Source organism: Serinicoccus sediminis, from assembly GCF_004153545.1.
Lineage (GTDB): Bacteria > Actinomycetota > Actinomycetes > Actinomycetales > Dermatophilaceae > Ornithinicoccus > Ornithinicoccus sediminis_A.
In genome coordinates this window covers 25,545-42,450 of sequence record NZ_SDVA01000017.1, presented here as the reverse complement: position 1 = coordinate 42,450, position 16,906 = coordinate 25,545, and the positions used below count along the sequence as shown (strand labels likewise).

12 protein-coding genes are annotated in these 16,906 nt (G+C 73.4%); 4 read left to right on the top strand and 8 right to left on the bottom strand.

What is annotated here, in order from left to right:
* Nucleotides 1–179 precede the first annotated feature (179 nt).
* Both EUS26_RS14075 and EUS26_RS14070 read right to left on the bottom strand, forming a co-directional pair.
* Nucleotides 180–2,153, bottom strand: a complete 1,974-nt coding sequence (locus EUS26_RS14075; protein WP_130014462.1) for an ABC transporter ATP-binding protein — start codon at nt 2,151–2,153, stop codon at nt 180–182.
* Nucleotides 2,150–3,886 carry an ABC transporter ATP-binding protein gene (locus EUS26_RS14070; protein WP_130014479.1) on the bottom strand — a complete coding sequence of 579 codons (1,737 nt, stop codon included), beginning with the start codon at nt 3,884–3,886 and terminating at the stop codon, nt 2,150–2,152. The genes EUS26_RS14075 and EUS26_RS14070 overlap by 4 nt, the downstream gene beginning before the upstream one ends.
* Before the next feature lie 236 nt (nt 3,887–4,122).
* Between EUS26_RS14070 and EUS26_RS14065 the strand changes: the two genes are divergently transcribed.
* Nucleotides 4,123–7,818 (top strand): cell wall-binding repeat-containing protein, encoded by a 3,696-nt coding sequence (locus EUS26_RS14065; RefSeq protein ID WP_130014461.1) that lies wholly within the window; start codon nt 4,123–4,125, stop codon nt 7,816–7,818.
* A gap of 93 nt (nt 7,819–7,911) precedes the next feature.
* Here the strand turns inward: EUS26_RS14065 and EUS26_RS14060 are convergent, their stop codons facing one another.
* The 6 genes from EUS26_RS14060 to EUS26_RS14035 form a co-directional block, all read right to left on the bottom strand.
* Nucleotides 7,912–8,931, bottom strand: coding sequence for an ArsA family ATPase (locus EUS26_RS14060; protein ID WP_130014460.1), 1,020 nt, complete (start codon nt 8,929–8,931; stop codon nt 7,912–7,914).
* Nucleotides 8,932–8,944: 13 nt separating this feature from the next.
* Nucleotides 8,945–9,229: a cory-CC-star protein gene (locus tag EUS26_RS14055; protein ID WP_130014459.1), complete on the bottom strand. Its 285-nt coding sequence runs from the start codon at nt 9,227–9,229 to the stop codon at nt 8,945–8,947.
* A 19-nt stretch (nt 9,230–9,248) separates the two neighbouring features.
* A complete protein-coding gene (locus tag EUS26_RS14050; protein WP_130014458.1) occupies nt 9,249–10,988 on the bottom strand; it encodes a carbon starvation CstA family protein in 1,740 nt (579 codons plus the stop codon).
* A gap of 158 nt (nt 10,989–11,146) precedes the next feature.
* Nucleotides 11,147–11,917, bottom strand: coding sequence for a DUF4097 family beta strand repeat-containing protein (locus tag EUS26_RS14045; RefSeq protein WP_130014457.1), 771 nt, complete (start codon nt 11,915–11,917; stop codon nt 11,147–11,149).
* The gene (locus EUS26_RS14040) at nt 11,914–12,618 is read right to left on the bottom strand and encodes a response regulator transcription factor (protein ID WP_130014456.1); all 705 of its coding nucleotides are present in this window, start codon (nt 12,616–12,618) and stop codon (nt 11,914–11,916) included. The genes EUS26_RS14045 and EUS26_RS14040 overlap by 4 nt, the downstream gene beginning before the upstream one ends.
* Nucleotides 12,615–14,042 carry a sensor histidine kinase gene (locus EUS26_RS14035; RefSeq protein ID WP_130014455.1) on the bottom strand — a complete coding sequence of 476 codons (1,428 nt, stop codon included), beginning with the start codon at nt 14,040–14,042 and terminating at the stop codon, nt 12,615–12,617. Before EUS26_RS14035 ends, EUS26_RS14040 begins: the two co-directional genes overlap by 4 nt.
* A 131-nt stretch (nt 14,043–14,173) precedes the next feature.
* Between EUS26_RS14035 and EUS26_RS14030 the strand changes: the two genes are divergently transcribed.
* Genes EUS26_RS14030 through EUS26_RS14020 form a run of 3 tightly spaced genes read left to right on the top strand, consistent with a single transcriptional unit; the run spans nt 14,174 to nt 16,564 of the window.
* Nucleotides 14,174–14,932, top strand: coding sequence for a LamB/YcsF family protein (locus tag EUS26_RS14030; protein WP_202865157.1), 759 nt, complete (start codon nt 14,174–14,176; stop codon nt 14,930–14,932).
* A gap of 7 nt (nt 14,933–14,939) precedes the next feature.
* A complete protein-coding gene (locus EUS26_RS14025; protein ID WP_130014453.1) occupies nt 14,940–15,668 on the top strand; it encodes a 5-oxoprolinase subunit B family protein in 729 nt (242 codons plus the stop codon).
* Nucleotides 15,668–16,564, top strand: coding sequence for a 5-oxoprolinase subunit C family protein (locus EUS26_RS14020; protein WP_130014452.1), 897 nt, complete (start codon nt 15,668–15,670; stop codon nt 16,562–16,564). The genes EUS26_RS14025 and EUS26_RS14020 overlap by 1 nt, the downstream gene beginning before the upstream one ends.
* Nucleotides 16,565–16,906 lie beyond the last annotated feature (342 nt).

Below are 16,906 nucleotides of genomic sequence, written 5' to 3'. Positions count from 1 at the left end.
CGGTTCCACGGTCGCCCGGACTGCGCCGCCACGTCATACCCCGATCGCCGAGCCCTCCGTGGTCTCCCCGCGCGTTCGGAGTGCACCGACCGCGCGTCCGGTGGAGTCCGACCGCGCGTCCGGTGGAGCCCCGACACGCGTCTGGTGTGGTCCGCCCGCACGTCCGGTGCAGGGGAGGGCTACTCCTCGGCCACCTGCACGGCGGCTCCGCTGAGCTGGGCCGCGTGCAGGCGGGCGTAGGCACCCTCGCGCTGGAGCAGCTCGGTGTGGGTGCCCTGCTCGACGATCCGCCCTGCCTCCATGACGAGGATGAGGTCGGCGTCCCGGATCGTCGAGAGCCGGTGGGCGATGACGAAGCTGGTGCGGTCCGCCCGCAGCCGGGCCATCGCCTCCTGCACCAGCAGCTCGGTGCGGGTGTCGACCGAGCTGGTCGCCTCGTCGAGGATGAGCAGCGAGGGCTGGGCGACGAAGGCCCGGGCGATGGTGATGAGCTGCTTCTCCCCGACGGACACGGCGCCGGCGTCGTCGTCGAGCACGGTGTCGTAGCCGTCGGGCAGGTGCTGCACGAACCGGTCGACGTAGGCCGCCTCCGCCGCCTCCCGCACCTCCTCGGGGCTCGCCCCGGGACGCCCGTAGGCGATGTTCTCCGCGATGCTGCCCTCGAACAGCCAGGTGTCCTGCAGGACCATCCCGACCCGGGACCGCAGGTCCTCGCGGGTCATCGTCGTGACGTCCCGGCCGTCGAGGGTGATCCGCCCGCCGTCCAGCTCGTAGAACCGGAGGATGAGGTTGACCAACGTGGTCTTGCCCGCCCCGGTGGGCCCGACGATCGCCACCGTCTGGCCGGGCTCGGCCACCAGCGACAGGTCCTCGATGAGCGGCTCGTCGCCGTAGGAGAAGCGGACGTCCTCGAAGGCGATCCGCCCGCCGCGGCCCCGTCCGGCGGGCGGGGCGTCGACCGGGTCGGGCGTCTGGCGTGGCGCGTCGAGCAGCTCGAAGGTGCGCTCGGCCGACGCCACCCCCGACTGCAGCAGGTTGGCCATCGAGGCGACCTGGGTCACCGGCTGGGTGAACTGGCGCGAGTACTGGATGAACGCCTGCACGCCCCCCAGCGAGAGCGTCCCCGAGGTGACCCGGAGGGCCCCGACGACGGCGACGAGGACGTAGCCGAGGTTCCCGATGAGGAACATCGCCGGCATGATGACGCCGCTGAGGAACTGCGCCCGCCAGGTGACGTCGTAGAGCTGCTCGTTGATCTCCCGCACCCGCTGCCCGACCTGCTCGCGGCGGCCGAACACGGTGACCAGCTCGTGGCCGGTGAAGGTCTCCTCGATCTGCCCGTTGAGCGTCCCGGTGTGGGCCCACTGGGCCTTGAAGAGCTTCTGGCTGCGACGCGCGATGAGCACCGTGACCAGCACCGACACCGGGACGGACAGGACCGCGATGAGGGTCAGCGCGGGCGAGATCCACAGCATCATCGCCAGGATCGCCACGACGGTGACCAGCGCGTTGAGCAGCTGGCCGAAGGTCTGCTGCAGGGTCTGCTGGAGGTTGTCCAGGTCGTTGGTGACCCGGGAGAGGATCTCCCCACGGGGGCGACCGTCGAAGTAGGCCAGCGGCAGCTCGTGCAGCTGGTCCTCGGCGTCGGAGCGCAGGTCGCGGACCGTCCGCATCGAGATGCGGTTCACCAGCCGGGTCGAGACCCACATGAGCAGGGCGGAGCCGACGTAGAGCGCGACGACCAGGGCGACCGTCCGCCCGACCGCACCGAAGTCGATGCCCTGGCCCGGCACGAGGTACGGCGTGCCCGCCACCAGGTCGGCCATGGTGTCCTGCCCGTCGGCGCGCAGCCCGCGGACCACCGAGTCCACGCTGGCGCCCTCCGGCAGCCGGGCACCGAGGAACCCGGCGAAGATGTAGTTCGTGGCCCGGCCGAGCACGCGCGGCCCCAGCGTGCTGAGCACGACCGCGACCAGGGTGAGGAGGACGGACAGGGCGACGTAGGCCCGGTAGGGAGCCAGGCGGCCGGCGAGCCGCCGGGCCGACCCGGCGAAGTCGCTCGCCTTCTCCACGGGCACGGCCGCGCCGTGCGCGCCACCCGGTCCGCGGCGCGGCGGTGGTGTCGGCTCCCGCTCCTCGGTCTCCTCGCTCACGCGCGCACCTCCCCACGCTCCTGCGACCGGACGATCTCGGCATACGTCGGGCAGGTGTCGAGCAGCTCGGTATGCGTCCCGAGGCCGACCACCCGGCCCTCCTCGAGGACGACGATCTGGTCGGCGTCGGCGATGGTGGACACGCGCTGCGCGACGACGACGACCGTGGCGTCCCGGGTGTGCGGGCGCAGGGCGGAGCGCAGCCGGGCGTCGGTCGCGAGGTCGAGCGCCGAGAAGGAGTCGTCGAAGAGGTAGACGGAGGGCCTGGCCACGAGTGCCCGCGCGATGCACAGCCGTTGGCGCTGGCCGCCCGAGACGTTGCCGCCGCCCTGCGCGACCGGGTGCTCCAGCCCCTCGGGGAAGGCACGGACGAAGTCCTCGGCCTGGGCGATGCGCAACGCCTCCCAGAGCTCGTCGTCGGTGGCGTCGGGGTCGCCGAAGCGCAGGTTGCTGGCGACCGTGCCGGAGAAGAGGTAGGGACGCTGCGGCACCAGGCCCACGCGGGACCACAGCTGATCCGGTGCGAGGTCGCGGACGTCCACCCCGTCCACCAGCACGGCGCCGCCGCTGACGTCGGCCAGCCGCGGCACGAGCCGGACCAGGGTGGTCTTGCCCGACCCCGTCGCGCCGACGACCGCGGTGGTGGTGCCGGGGCGCGCGACGAGGTCGACGTCGCGCAGGACCGGGTGCTCGGCGCCGGGGTAGGTGAAGGTGACCCCGCGCAGCTCGACCACCCCGCGGGCGTCGTCCCGGGGAGCCTGGGGCCGGGCGGGGGCGACGACGGTCGTGGTGGTGTCCAGCACCGCGCCGATGCGCTCGGCGGACACGGTGGCGCGCGGGATCATCGTGGCGACCATCGTCGCCATCATGATCGACATGAGGATCTGGATGAGGTAGCTGATGTAGGCCGTGAGCGCCCCGACCTCCATCGCGCCCGAGGACACCCGCTGGGCCCCGAACCAGATGACGCCCACGCTGGACAGGTTCATGACGAGCATGACGAACGGGAACATCAGGGCCATGAGGTCGCCGAGGCGCAGCCCGATCCCGGTGAGCTCGGCGTTGGTGCGGGCGAAGCGCGCGCGCTCCTGCGGCTCGCGGGTGAAGGCGCGGATGACCCGGATGCCGGTGATCTGCTCGCGCATGACCCGGTTGACCGCGTCGAGCTGACGCTGGTTGGCCCGGAAGAGCGGCACCATCCGGGTGATGATGACGCCCATCCCGGCGAGCAGCACCGTCACGGCCACCGCGATGAGCGGGGAGAGGCCGACGTCCTGGCGGACCGCCATGACGACCCCGCCGACCGCGGTGATGGGGGCGGCGACCAGCATGACGAGGGTCATGAAGGTCACCTGCTGGACCTGCTGGACGTCGTTGGTGCTGCGGGTGATGAGCGAGGGTGCGCCGAACTCCCCGAGCTCGCGGGAGGAGAAGGTCAGGACGCGCTCCACCACGGCGGCACGCACGTCGCGGCCGACCCCCATCGCCGTCCTCGCCGCCGCCCAGGTGGCCGCGACCTGGGCGGTCGCCTGCACGGCGCTGACCGCGAGCATGATCCCGCCGACCCGCCAGATGTAGGGCAGGTCGGTCTGCACGATGCCCCGGTCGATGATGTCCGCGTTGAGGCTGGGCAGGTAGAGGCTGGCCAGGGTCGCGACCAGCTGGAGCACCAGCACCGCCACCACCAGTCCGGCGAAGGGCCTCAGGTGCCGGCGCAGGAGACGGATGAGCACCATCTGATTGTGCACCCTGCTGCTGGGCGCGTGCCGTGACCTCACCTGCGGAGGTGAGGTAAAGAACAGACCTGCAGGTCAGCACTGGTTTCCGCGACGTCGGGTATGCCGTCGCCGTGACCACAACGTGACCTGATCGTGACTCTGCACCCCTGGCCAACGGCGGCTGGCGACCTAGGGTCGAAGACGGTCCTCGTGCGACCTGTCGGGGGCCGGACCATCGAAGGAGACCATTCGTGAGCAGTGTCAGGCCTGGGGGATCTCCCCGCCGCGCTCTCTCCGCGATCGCCGTCCTGTCGCTGACCGGTGCCGTGCTGGCACCGCTGTCGGCCGCAGCCGACGACGACGCGTTCGTCGCACCGGGTTCCCCGGCGCCGGAGAGCAAGATCCAGGACGACGGGGTCACCGGCGCAGAGCTGGTGCCCAACTCCTACTTCGTCCAGCTCGCTGGACCCAGCACGAGCGCCGGCGGTTCGCTGGCCTCGATCGAGTCCCAGCGCGACCGCTTCCTGGCGGACGTGGACGCCACCGGCGTGGAGCTGGAGGTGCGCTCGGAGTTCGGCACCCTGTGGAACGGCCTGTCGGTCAAGGCCGACGAGGAGTCGCTGCTCGAGCTGGCCGCCTCCGACGCGGTCGAGGCGATCTTCCCGGTCGGGGTCATCGACGCCCCCGAGCGGCCGGAGGACACCCAGATCGACCCCGAGCTGTTCACCGCGATCTCGATGACCGGCGCGGACATCGTGCAGAGCGAGCTCGGCTACGACGGCACCGGCGTCAGGGTCGGCATCATCGACACCGGCATCGACTACGACCATCCTGACTTCGGCGGCAACGGCAGCCCGGGGAGCACGACCTTCCCGACCGAGCGGGTCGCCTTCGGCTACGACTTCGTCGGCGACGACTACAACGCCGACCCCGGTGCGGGCGACGCCTACCAGCCCAAGCCCTTCCCGGACGCGGACCCGGACGACTGCCAGGGCCACGGCACCCACGTCGCCGGCATCACCGGCGCCGACGGCGAGGTGACCGGTGTCGCCCCCGGCGTGACGCTGGGCGCCTACCGGGTCTTCGGCTGCGAGGGCTCGACCGACGCCGACATCATGCTGCACGCGATGGAGCAGACGCTGACCGACGAGATGGACGTCGTCAACCTGTCCATCGGCTCGGCCTTCTCCGCGTGGAAGGAGTACCCGACCGCCCAGGCGACCGACGCGCTCGCCCGCGAGGGTGTCGTCGTCGTGGCCTCCATCGGCAACTCCGGTGCCAGCGGCCTGCACTCGATCGGCGCCCCCGGCGTCGGCGAGGACACCATCGGCGTCGGCTCGGTGGACAACACCTTCTACGACGCCATCGTGTTCGTCGACGAGGAGGGCAATGACGTCCCCTTCTCCGTCGGGACCCCCGCCCCCGCGCCGCCCACCTCGGGTGAGGACGAGGTCGTCGCGGTGGCGGAGCCCGGTGGCGACGGAGCGCTGGCCTGCGCCTCGGCCGGTGACCCGTTGAGCGCCGAGCAGCAGGCGATGATCGAGGGCCACTGGGCCTTCGTCCAGCGCGGCGGCTGCAGCTTCTACGAGAAGGCGCTCGCCGTCCAGGACGCCGGCGGCCTGGGAACCGTGCTCTACAACAACGAGCCGGGCAGCATCAACCCGAGCGTCGCCGGTGACGAGGACATCACCATCCCGGTGGTCATGATCTCGCAGGCCGACGGCCAGCGGCTGGTGACCGAGGCCCTGTCCTCCGACACCGACACCACCACCATCACCTGGACCGATGAAGAGGCCTCCGTGCCCAACCCGACCGGTGGTCTGATGAGCTCGTTCAGCTCCATCGGCACGATGGCCGACACCACCTTCAAGCCGGACCTGTCCGCGCCGGGTGGCCAGATCTACTCCACCTACCCGCTGGAGACCCAGCCCTACGCCACCCTGTCCGGCACCTCGATGGCGTCCCCGCACGTCGCGGGGGCGGCGGCCCTCATGCTCGAGGCCGACCCGGACCTGGGCGTCCAGGAGGTCAAGCTCAAGCTGCAGAACAGCTCGACCCAGCTGCCGCTGCGCGGCTCGCCGGGCGCCGGCCTGGAGCTCGTGCACCGGCAGGGCGCCGGCATGATCCAGGTCGACGACTCGATCCTCGCCCAGGCGACGATCGAGCCCGGTCTGGTCCAGCTGGGCCAGCAGCTCGCGGGCGAGACCAGCACCCAGACGGTGACGCTGACCAACACCAGCGACGCCGAGCAGGTCTACGCGGTGGAGCACACCCCGGCCGTGGCGACCTCCGGCACGGCGAACGCCTTCGCCTACTACCTGGCCCCGGCCGACGTCACCGTCGCGCCGACCGTGGTGGTGCCTGCGGGCGCCAGCGTGGAGGTCCCCATGACCATCACCTCGCCGGCGATCGACGGCGAGATGGGCCCGATCTTCGGTGGGTACGTCACCTTCAGCACCGGTGAGGGCGAGGGGGCCGACAGCTACTCGGTCGCCTACGGCGGTCACGCGGCCGACCTGCAGGAGACCGAGGTGCTCGCCGACATGGTCGACGGTGCCGGCAACGTGACCGTCGAGCTCCCGGCTCTCGGGGTGGTCGACACCTGCACCCTCTGGCAGGGCTACGAGTGCGTCGACCCGGAGGGCGGCTACGACCTGGTCGGGGAGGGCACGACCTTCTCCATGGAGCAGGACGACGCCCCGCAGTTCCTCGTGCACTTCGAGCACCAGGCGCGGCGGATGGAGTGGGAGGTCTTCGCGGCGAACGAGGACGGCACCAAGGGTGAGTCCCTGGGCACCGTCGCCGAGCTCGACTACCTCGCCCGGTCCGCCAGCCGCAACGGCTTCACGGCATACCCGTGGGACGGCATGATGATCGACGAGAACGGCGCCAAGGTCCGGGTCCCGGACGGCGACTACGTCATGGAGATCGTCGTCACCAAGGCCAAGGCGTGGAACGACGACCGTGAGGCGCAGACCGAGACCTGGGACAGCCCGGTCTTCGGGATCGCCTTCGACGGCTCGGACTACGGCAACGTGGACCGTCCCGAGGTCCAGCGCACGATCGGCCAGGACCGCTGGTCCACCGCCTCCGAGCTGGCCGTCGAGGCCTTCCCGCAGGGTGCGGACACGGTCTACGTCGCCAGCGGTCTGGCCTTCCCGGACGCCCTGGCCGGCGGTGCCCTCGCGGGCTCCGACGAGGCGCCCGTCCTGCTGACCCAGCCGGACAGCCTGCCGGCGGCGACGCGGATGGCCCTGCAGCAGCTCGGCCCGGACAGCATCGTCGTCCTCGGTGGCGAGGGTGCGGTGAGCGGCGACGTCATGACGGCGCTCGCCGAGTTCGCCGACGTCGAGCGGCTCGCCGGTGACAACCGGTACGAGACGGCGGTCGAGGTCAGCCAGACCCAGACCGACGACGCCGACGTCGTGTTCCTCGCCAGCGGCAAGGACTACCCGGACGCCCTCGCGGCCGCCGCAGCGGCCGGCATGGAGGACGCCTCCGTCCTGCTGACCCGTCCGGACCTGCTGCCGAACGCCACGGCTGCGGAGCTCGAGCGGCTCTCGCCGGAGACGGTCTACGTCATCGGTGGTGAGGGTGCCGTCTCCTCGACGGTCGCCACGGCTGCCGGTGCCGACGCCGGTGAGGTCGTCCGTCTGGGTGGCACGAACCGCTACGGCACCGCTGCCGCGGTGGCTGCGGAGTTCTTCCCGACCCCCGCGCCCGGCGTCTTCCTGGCGACCGGCACGGAGTTCCCGGACGCCCTCGCGGCGGCCCCGGTGGCGGCGATGAACACCATGCCCGTGCTGCTGACGCGGCCGGACATGCTGCCCAGCCCGACCGTCGACGTGATGACCTCCCTGCGGGCGCAGATGGTCCACATCGTCGGTGGCTACGGCGCGGTCGAGCTCGGGGTCCAGGAGACCCTGGAGGACGTCGTCTACCCGTGAGGTCACCGACCTGACGGACGACACCGGAAGGCCCCCGTCGCGCCTCGGCGCGGCGGGGGCCTTCCCCGTCTTCGGCTCCCTGCCCGCCTCGGCTCAGAGGAATGCCGCGAGCCGCCCGAGCCCGTCCGCGCCGAGGACCTCCTCGGGCAGCAGCGGCACCTGGGTCACCGGGAGGTGGGGCAGGGCGTCGGCGAGCTGCCCGAGATACCCCTCCTCGAGCTCGCGGCGGGCGGCGAGCAGGTCACCGGCGTCGGCGGGCGACCGCTTGTTGACCACGAGCGCACCGACGCTCATGCCGGCCCGGGTGAGCTGCTCGTGCAGCTCCACGGTCTCCAGCACCGGCAGGCGCTCGGCCGCGAGCACGATGACGAAGGCGCTGCGCGCCGGGTCCTGCAGCACCGCCCGCAGCTCGGCGAAGCGCGCCTGCCGCCGGTCCAGGATGCGGCGGATCTCGGCGTCCCGGCGCGAGCGCCGGTCGGGTGCCGCCGCCTGCCCGCCGCCGGGTGGGCTGCCGAGGATGTCGGCGGCGGCCCGCTCCCCGGCGTCCTGCCGGGGCCGGCCCTGCAGCCCGCGCAGCGCCGCGCCGAAGCGGGCCGAGCGGTCCTGCCGGCGCAGCAGCCCCTCGGTCCACGCCTGCATGAGCTCGGGCAGCGCGACGAGGCGCGAGGTGTGCCCGGACGGCGCCGTGTCGAAGACGACCAGCTCGTCGGGGTGGCGTCCCTCGAGCACCTCCGCGATCCGCTCCAGCACCGCCGCCTCGTGGGTGCCGGGGGCGTCGCGGGCCAGCTCGAGGTGACGCGTCACCTCCCCCTGCAGGTGCTCGGGCATGAGCCGGTGCATCGTGGCGCGCACGGCGCTCAGGTGCTCGTCGGTGGTGCGGGCCGGGTCGATCTCCAGGCCGCGCAGCAGCGGCGCGAGCTCCACGGTCTCGTCGCCGACCGGCCGTCCCCACAGGTGGCCCAGGTTGTGCGCCGGGTCGGTGGAGACGACGAGCACCCGCCGGCCGCCCCGGGCGAGCGCGAGGCCCAGCGCCGAGGCCACCGCGGTCTTCCCGACCCCGCCCTTGCCGCCGACGAAGAGCACCTCCCGCCCGTCGGCGAGCCCGCTCAGCACGCCCGGCCCCGGGTCAGCAGCACGAGAAGTGGTCCAGGGGGCTGCGGTCCAGGCCCATCCGCCGGTGCCAGTCGTGCACCTGGTCGTAGACCACCGGCAGCAGCTCGACGGTGTAGTAGCTCGCCGGGTTGGGCACACCGAGCGCCTCGGCCATGACGACGACCATGAAGAGGTCGTCCTCGTCCTGCTGCGCCCGGGCGAAGGTGCGGGCGTAGGGCCCGGAGAAGACGTCCCGCAGCACCCCGGCCGCCGCCCGGAGACGCCCGGTGGGCGAGGGGTGCTGCGCGCCGTCGCTCATCGCCCCACCCTAGGCCGGGTCAGCTCTCGTCGGACCGGGTCGGGCGGGTGTCGCCGGAGGCGGCCACCTCGGCGGCGGAGAGCTGCTCGAGCTCGGCGTCGTCGTCACCCTGGTAGTCGCGGGCCTTGCGCATCGCGCCGAGCGCCTCGACCATCACCCAGAGCGAGGCGACGAGGATGACGATGTCGAGGACGAGCAGCAGCCAGTTGCCCTCCGACCAGAAGGTGCCGAGCTGGATGAAGAGGGCGTAGAGCGTCATGACGCCGACGAAGGCCAGCGGGATGAGCGCCGGCAGGGCGGTCCGGCCGCGGCGCAGCAGCATGATCGCCACGATCGACAGGGTCAGCCCGGCGAGCAGCTGGTTGGTGGTGCCGAAGAGCGGCCAGATGAGCATGCCGCCCGAGCCGTCCACACCGGCGCCGAAGGTGAGCGCCAGCGCGACGCCGACGGCGACCAGGGTCGCGACGCCCTTGCCCAGCCGGACACCGGTGATCTCGCCGATCTCCTGCACGACGAAGCGCTGCAGCCGGACGCCGGTGTCCATCGTGGTCGCCGCGAAGAGGATCGCCGTCGTCGCGAGGATGGTCGCCGACAGCGACTGCGGCAGGCCGAGCCCGCTCTCGACGATGGCCCCGCCGCCGGAGACGAAGGCCCCGACGCTGCCCTGGCCGAAGGCCGAGTAGACCTCCTCCCAGGCGGCGAGCGTCTGGAAGCCCGCGGTGGCCGCGATGATGGCGCCGAGCGCCAGCAGGCCCTCGCCGACGGCCCCGAAGTAGCCGACGAACCGGGCGTCGCTCTCCTTGTCCAGCTGCTTGGAGCTCGTGCCGGAGCTGACCATGCCGTGGAAGCCGGAGATGGCGCCGCAGGCGATGGTGACGAAGAGCAGCGGCACGATCGAGGGGGTGCCCTCGGGGACGTTGCCGTTGACGGCCGGCGCGACGATCTCCGGGCGGGCGATCAGCACCGAGCCGTAGAGGATGCCCAGGGCGATGAACAGCTGCAGTCCGTTGATGTAGTCACGCGGCTGCAGCAGGACCCAGACGGGCAGCATCGAGGCGATGCCGGCGTAGACGAAGAGCAGGATGATCCAGACTGCGTTGGCGGGCAGCCCGGCGACCGTCTCCGGGAGCGCGAGCGGCACCTGGTCGCCGATCCAGATGAGGGCGTACAGCGCCACGACGCCGACGACCGAGACCAGCGGCAGGCTCCAGCGCAGCCGGTAGATCGCCTGCCCGACGAGGAGCGCCACGAGCAGCGCGCCCCAGGTCGGGATGACCGCGGTGGGGGTGCTGACCAGCAGGCCGGCGATGACGACCGCGAAGGCCGCGTTGACCATGAGCAGGAGCAGGAAGATGACGACGAGGAAGAGGTTGCGGCCGCGGCTGCCGATGTAGCGGCCGGACAGCGCCCCCATCGACTGGCCCTTGTTGCGGACCGAGGCCCACAGGGCGCCCAGGTCGTGCATGCCGGCGAAGAAGACGGTGCCGATGGTCACCCAGAGGAAGGCGGGCAGCCAGCCCCAGATCACCGCGATGGCCGGCCCGACGATCGGGGCGGCCCCGGCGACCGAGGTGAAGTGGTGCCCCCACAGGACGTACTTGTTGGTGGGGACGTAGTCGACCCCGTCCTCGAGCTGGTGCGCCGGGGTGGTCCGGGCGTCGTCGAGGGCGTAGATCCTGGTGGCCAGGAAGCGCGAGTAGAGCGCGTACCCGGCCAGGATCATGATGCCCCCGATGAGGGCGAGGACGAGCGAGTTCATGGCGGTCTCCGTTGACGGCGCGGCTCCTGGCCCCGTCAATGTATCGGAGATCTCGCGTCACGTCCGTCACACGTGCCACGTGAAACACAGGTCTGCCGCTTCCCGCCGGGCGACACCTCCACGCCCGAGGGTCTCGCCACCGGGCCGCCGAGGCCCCTTCAGGGCGCCGGTGACGGGGCGACGTCGATGTCCCCGAGCGTGGTCTCGACGTCGACGACGAAGGGGGAGTCGGCGTCGCGGTCGACCCGTACCTGACGGTCGCCCTGCCTGCTCGACGCGGTCACGGCATACCCCGGCGCGTCCGGCACCAGGACCTCCACGTCGCCCAGGGTGGTGCGCACCCGGAGCAGCTCCGGCGGCTCGGTGCCCGTGTGGTCGATGGTCACGTCTCCGAGGGTGCTGCGCACCTCGGCCCGCTGCGGCGAGCCCGACAGGCTGACGTCACCGCCGGTGAGCTCGACCTGGACGTCCCCGGTGGTCGAGACGTCGATGTCGCCGAAGGTGCCGTCGATGTCCAGCGTCGTCCCCGGCGGCACCCAGACGGCCACGTCCTGGGAGCAGACGCCGAGGTTGCCGCCGGTGCACGGCGCGTCGAGGCGGACGGTGCCGTCGTCCTCGCGGACGACCAGCTTGGGACGGTTGAGCGTCCACGTCGTCGTCGTGTCGACCCGGGGCGCCTCGCCGGCGCGCAGCTCGCGCACCTCCACGTCGCCGCGGGGCGCCTCGAGGACCAGCCGGGTGAGGTCCTCGGGGAGCGGGGTGCTGTCCGAGCGCTCCTGGGTCATGAGCGACGGAGCCGTGCCGAGCACCCCGGCACCGAGGAGCAGGACGCTCACCACGGCGCCGACGCCCCGGAGCACCGGGTATGGCGCCCGCTCGCGGACCGCGCGCGCCTGCACCCGGGCGGCGCGCGGGTCGGGGGCGCTCACCCGCCCTCCCCGTGCTCGAGCCACTGCAGGACGGCGAGCACCCGCCGGTGGTCGTCGTCGGTCGGCGGCAGGTCGAGCTTGGCGAAGATCGAGGAGACGTTCTTCTCCACCGCGCCCTCGCCGATGAACAGCTCACGGCTGATGGCGCTGTTGGTGCGGCCCTGCGCCATGAGCCGCATGACGTCGCGCTCCCGGGGGGTGAGCCGCTCGAGCGGGTCGACGTTGCGCGCCCGCGACATGAGCTGGGAGACCACCTCGGGATCCAGCGCGGTGCCGCCCGCGGCGACCGTGCGCAGCGCCTCGACGAAGTCGCTGGTGTCGGCGACCCGGTCCTTGAGCAGGTAGCCCACGCCGCGCGGCCGCCCGGCCAGCAGCTCGGTGGCGTAGCGCTCCTCGACGTACTGGCTCAGCACCACCACGGCGACGTCGGGCAGCTCGGCGCGGACGGCGAGCGCGGCCATCAGGCCCTCCGCGGTGAAGGTCGGCGGCATCCGCACGTCGACCACGACCAGGTCGGGTCGGTGCTCGCGCACCGAGCGGGCGAAGGTCTCGGCGTCCGGGCACGCGTCGACGACGTCGAAGCCCGTCGCCCCGAGGAGCCGGACGATCCCGTCCCGCAGCAGCACCGAGTCCTCGGCCAGGATCACCCGCAGCGGCGCCTCGGTGCCGGGTGCGCTCGTCGCGGGGGTGCTCGTGCTCATCGCATGCCCCGGGTGCGCAGCGGGAGGGTGATCGCGACGGTGGTGCCGGTGCCGACGGGGGAGTGCACGTGCAGCTCGCCGTCGACGGCGCCCACGCGCTGGCGCAGCCCGGTCAGACCGCTGCCGCCGCCGACGACCGCGCCGCCCGCCCCGTCGTCCGTGACCGTGATCGCGAGCAGGTCGCCGTCCAGACCGCGGGCGGTGCCGAGCTCGACCCCGGCCCGGGTGGCCCGGGCGTGCTTGGCGACGTTGGTGAGCGCCTCGGAGACGGAGAAGTAGGCGATGGCCTCGACCGTCGGGTCCAGCCGGCCCGCCGGCAGCCGGCTGGTGACGGTGACGGGCACCGGGCTGCGGGCCGCGAGCGCGGACACCGCCGCGTCCAGCCCGCGGTCGGTGAGGATGGGCGGCACGATGCCCCGCGCCACCTGGCGCATCTCGGTGATCGCCTCCTTGCTCGACGAATGCGCCTCGTCGAGCAGCGCACGGACCCGCCGGGCGGCCTCCGGGTCGTCCGGGTTGCGGTCGAGGGCGTCCCGGGCCAGACCCAGGGTCATGGCCACCGAGACGAGGCGCTGCTGGGGGCCGTCGTGCAGGTCCCGCTCGATCCGCCGGCGCTCGGCCTCGACCGAGTCCAGGGTGTCCTCGCGGGTGGTGGTGAGGGTGTCGACCCGCTCGCTCATCCGGCGCAGCTGGGCCTGCGGGTCCTCCCCGACGAGCCACCGCGCCAGCACGACGTCGACGCTCGCCAGGCCGCGCGCGACCCACGGCACCCCGGCGACGAGGACGAGACCGACCAGCCAGGCGAGCGTCATACCGCCGAAGGACTCGACGCGGAAGGTCCCGAGGACGGTGACCCCGCCGGCGACCGGTCCCCACAGCGGCAGGCTCGCCAGCAGCAGGCCCTGGACGAGGAGGGTGAGGGTGAGGGCGCCGGCGATGAGCCCCCACAGCCCGTGCAGGCCCACCCAGCCGAGGGCGCGCAGCCGCCGCTCGTCCAGCCCCAGGGCCCGTCGCCAGGTCGGGGCGGTGGACGGGGCGCGCTCGCCGATGTCGAGGCCGAGGAAGGCGGCGATGCGGTGCCGCTCCAGGACGGACAGCCCGTAGGACCCCCAGATCGCGGGCACGAGCAGCAGCACCCCGACCCCGGCCCCCAGCACCGCGAAGAAGCCACCGACGGCCAGTGCGGCCAGCGCCAGGGCGGCGACCGCCGTGACCAGGCTGGTCAGCAGGTAGCAGACGGTCCACCAGTGGTCGGCGAGCCGGGCGGGCACGTGGCCGAGTCCGCGTGCGACGGGTCGTGGGTCGCCTCGCCCCGGGAGGGACGGGACGTCGTCCTGGGCGGACTCGTGCGGGCCGCCCACGAGGCGGGGCATCCCCTCCGCGCCACCGACGGTGGAGCCGGGGGCCATGGACAGGCTGGTCATGGGGCCAACGGTAGCCAGGACCGCGGTGCGCCGGCAGGTGGCGCTCCCCCGGCCTGCCGGGGGGATACCCCCCGGGCGGCGGGAGTGCGGTGGGACGGTGCGCGGGCCGGCCTCGCCCTAGGGTGGTGGGTATGCGGATCGACCTCAACGCCGACCTCGGGGAGTCCTTCGGGACGTGGACCCTGGGGGACGACGACGCCATGCTCGAGGTCGTCACCAGCGCCAACGTCGCCTGCGGCTTCCACGCCGGGGACGCCCGCACGCTGGAGCGGACGGTCGCCGCGGCGGCCGACCGCGGGGTGGCCGTGGGTGCTCAGGTGTCCTACCGCGACCTCGCGGGCTTCGGGCGCCGCTTCGTCGACGCCGACCCGGCCGACCTCGAGGCCGACGTGCTCTACCAGCTCGGTGCGCTGGAGGCCCTGTGCCGTGTCGCCGGGACGCGGGTGTCCTATCTCAAGCCGCACGGTGCGCTCTACCACGCGGTCGGACGGCACGAGGGGCAGGCGCACGCGCTGGTGAGCGCCCTCTCCCGGTATGACGCCACGCTCCCGCTCCTGCATCAGGAGGGCTCGCTCGTGTCCCGGCTGGCGGAGGAGGCCGGGGTGCAGGTGGTCGCCGAGGCGTTCGCCGACCGCGGCTACCTCCCCGACGCCACCTTGGTGCCCCGCTCCGCCGACGGCGCGGTCCTGCACGACCCGGACGCCGTGGCCGCCCGGATGCTCCGGCTGGTCAGGGAGGGCGTGGTCGAGGCGGTGGACGGCACCGACGTGCCGGTGCGGGCCGCCTCCATCTGCACCCACGGCGACTCCCCGGGGGCGGTCGCCATGGCCCGCGCGGTGCGGTCCGCGCTGGAGTCCGACGGGGTCGAGCTGGTGGCCTTCACCCGATGAGGTCCTGATGGAGGTCACGCTGCTCCCGATGGGCCGGGAGGCCGTCCTCGTCGAGGTGGCCGGCACCGAGGAGGTGCTGGCGCTCGCGGACGCCCTGCGGCCCGAGCGGGCGCCCCGGTGGACCGAGGCGGTCGTCGAGGTCGTCCCCGCCGCCTACACCCTGCTCCTGCGGGTCGCCGGCGAGGCGGACCTGCCCCGGGTGCGCGAGGGGGTGGCCGCGCTCGCGGAAGGCCTGGCGGCCGGGCTACCCCGCACCGCAGACGCCCCGAGCCCCGACGCCACCGACGCCACCGGCGCGGACGCCGACGCCACCGGCGCGGATGCCCCGGGTGCCGACGCAGCCGAGGCCGGCAGCGACGACGTGGTCGTCGTGCCCGTCACCTACGACGGCGCCGACCTGGCCGAGGTGGCGCGGCTGACCGGACTGGACGAGGCCGAGGTGGTGCGGGCGCACACCGGCTCCACCTGGCGGGTGGGGTTCATCGGCTTCGCGCCCGGTTTCGCCTACCTCGTCGGCGGCGACCCTCGGCTGCACGTGCCGCGCCGCGACACCCCGCGCAGCAGGGTCCCGGCCGGGTCGGTCGGGCTGGCGGGCGAGTTCGGCGGCATCTACCCCCGGTCCTCACCGGGCGGCTGGCAGCTCATCGGGCGCACCGACCTGACCCTGTGGGACGTCGACCGCGACCCTCCGGCACTCCTGCGACCGGGCGCGGTCGTGCGCTTCGAGGCGGTCTGATGGCGGCGCTGGAGATCCTCGAGGTCGGCCCGCAGGTCCTGGTGCAGGACCTCGGCCGCCCCGGTCTGGCGGCCCTCGGGGTGGGCCGGTCCGGTGCGGCCGACCGCGGCGCGCACCGCCTCGGGGCCCGGCTGCTGGCGCAGGACGAGGCGCTCGCCGGCCTGGAGGTGCTGATGGGCGGGTGCACGCTGCGGGCCCGCGGAGCGGTGACCGTCGCGGTCACCGGCGCCCCGGGCGCGGTCACGGTCGACGGGCGGGACGTCGCGTGGGGTGCTCCGGTGCGGCTCGAGGACGGCCAGACCCTGCAGCTCGCCCCGCCGTCGCCGACGGTCGGCCTGCGCACCTACCTCGCGGTGCGGGGTGGGCTGGACGTGCCGTCGGTCCTGGGCTCGCGCAGCCGGGACACCCTGTCCGGGCTCGGCCCTGAGCCCGTGGGTCCCGGTGACGTCCTGCAGGTGGGCCCGGCGCCGTCGACGGCCCCCACGGTCGACCAGGTGGCGCCCACGGTCGACCGGCCCGACGTGACGACCCTGCGCCTCACCCCCGGCCCGCGGACCGACTGGCTGGAGGACCTCCAGGCGTTGACGACCCAGGACTGGACGGTCAGCGACCGCACCGACCGGGTGGGCACCCGGCTGACCGGTCCGGCGCTGACCCGGGCACCGGCATACCGCGACCGCGAGCTCGCCAGCGAGCCCATGGTGCGGGGGTGCGTGCAGGTCCCCGCTGACGGACAGCCGGTGGTCTTCGGGCCCGACCACCCGGTGACCGGCGGCTACCCCGTCGTCGCCGTCGTGGACCCCGCGGACATGGACCGGCTCAGCCAGCTGGCCCCGGGGACCGAGCTGCGGCTGACCTGGGCCCAGCCGACCACGCCTGGCTCTGCTCGTCCCTGACCCCTGGTGGCTCTTGGCGTGTGCGGTCGTGGCCCTCTGAGGGCCACCATCGCGCACAGTCCGCCGCGCCCGCACCTCGGCCTGATCCGCCCGGGGGCTCGCGGCCGCACGGCCGGGCACAAGGAAGGGCGCGTCGGTCCCGTGACAGCCGACGCGCCCTTCTCGCCAGGCACGCAACCCCTCCGATGAGGTCGTGGCGGGCGCGCAGGGGGGTGTGCCCACCACCACGTCACATTGCCTTTGTGCCTGATCGACCAGGAGGTGCCGAGACGCAACGCCTGGTCGATGCCTCAACGCTAACCGGAGACCGGCAAAGCGCGGGTATGTTGCGGGTCAAGACTT

Coding starts and splice junctions, on each gene's coding strand:
- EUS26_RS14050 (WP_130014458.1), bottom strand. CDS start 10,988: ATGAACTCGCTCGTCCTCGCCCTCATCGGGGGCATCATGATCCTGGCC.
- EUS26_RS14025 (WP_130014453.1), top strand. CDS start 14,940: ATGGAGGTCACGCTGCTCCCGATGGGCCGGGAGGCCGTCCTCGTCGAG.
- EUS26_RS14035 (WP_130014455.1), bottom strand. CDS start 14,042: ATGACCAGCCTGTCCATGGCCCCCGGCTCCACCGTCGGTGGCGCGGAG.
- EUS26_RS14055 (WP_130014459.1), bottom strand. CDS start 9,229: ATGAGCGACGGCGCGCAGCACCCCTCGCCCACCGGGCGTCTCCGGGCG.
- EUS26_RS14030 (WP_202865157.1), top strand. CDS start 14,174: ATGCGGATCGACCTCAACGCCGACCTCGGGGAGTCCTTCGGGACGTGG.
- EUS26_RS14020 (WP_130014452.1), top strand. CDS start 15,668: ATGGCGGCGCTGGAGATCCTCGAGGTCGGCCCGCAGGTCCTGGTGCAG.
- EUS26_RS14040 (WP_130014456.1), bottom strand. CDS start 12,618: ATGAGCACGAGCACCCCCGCGACGAGCGCACCCGGCACCGAGGCGCCG.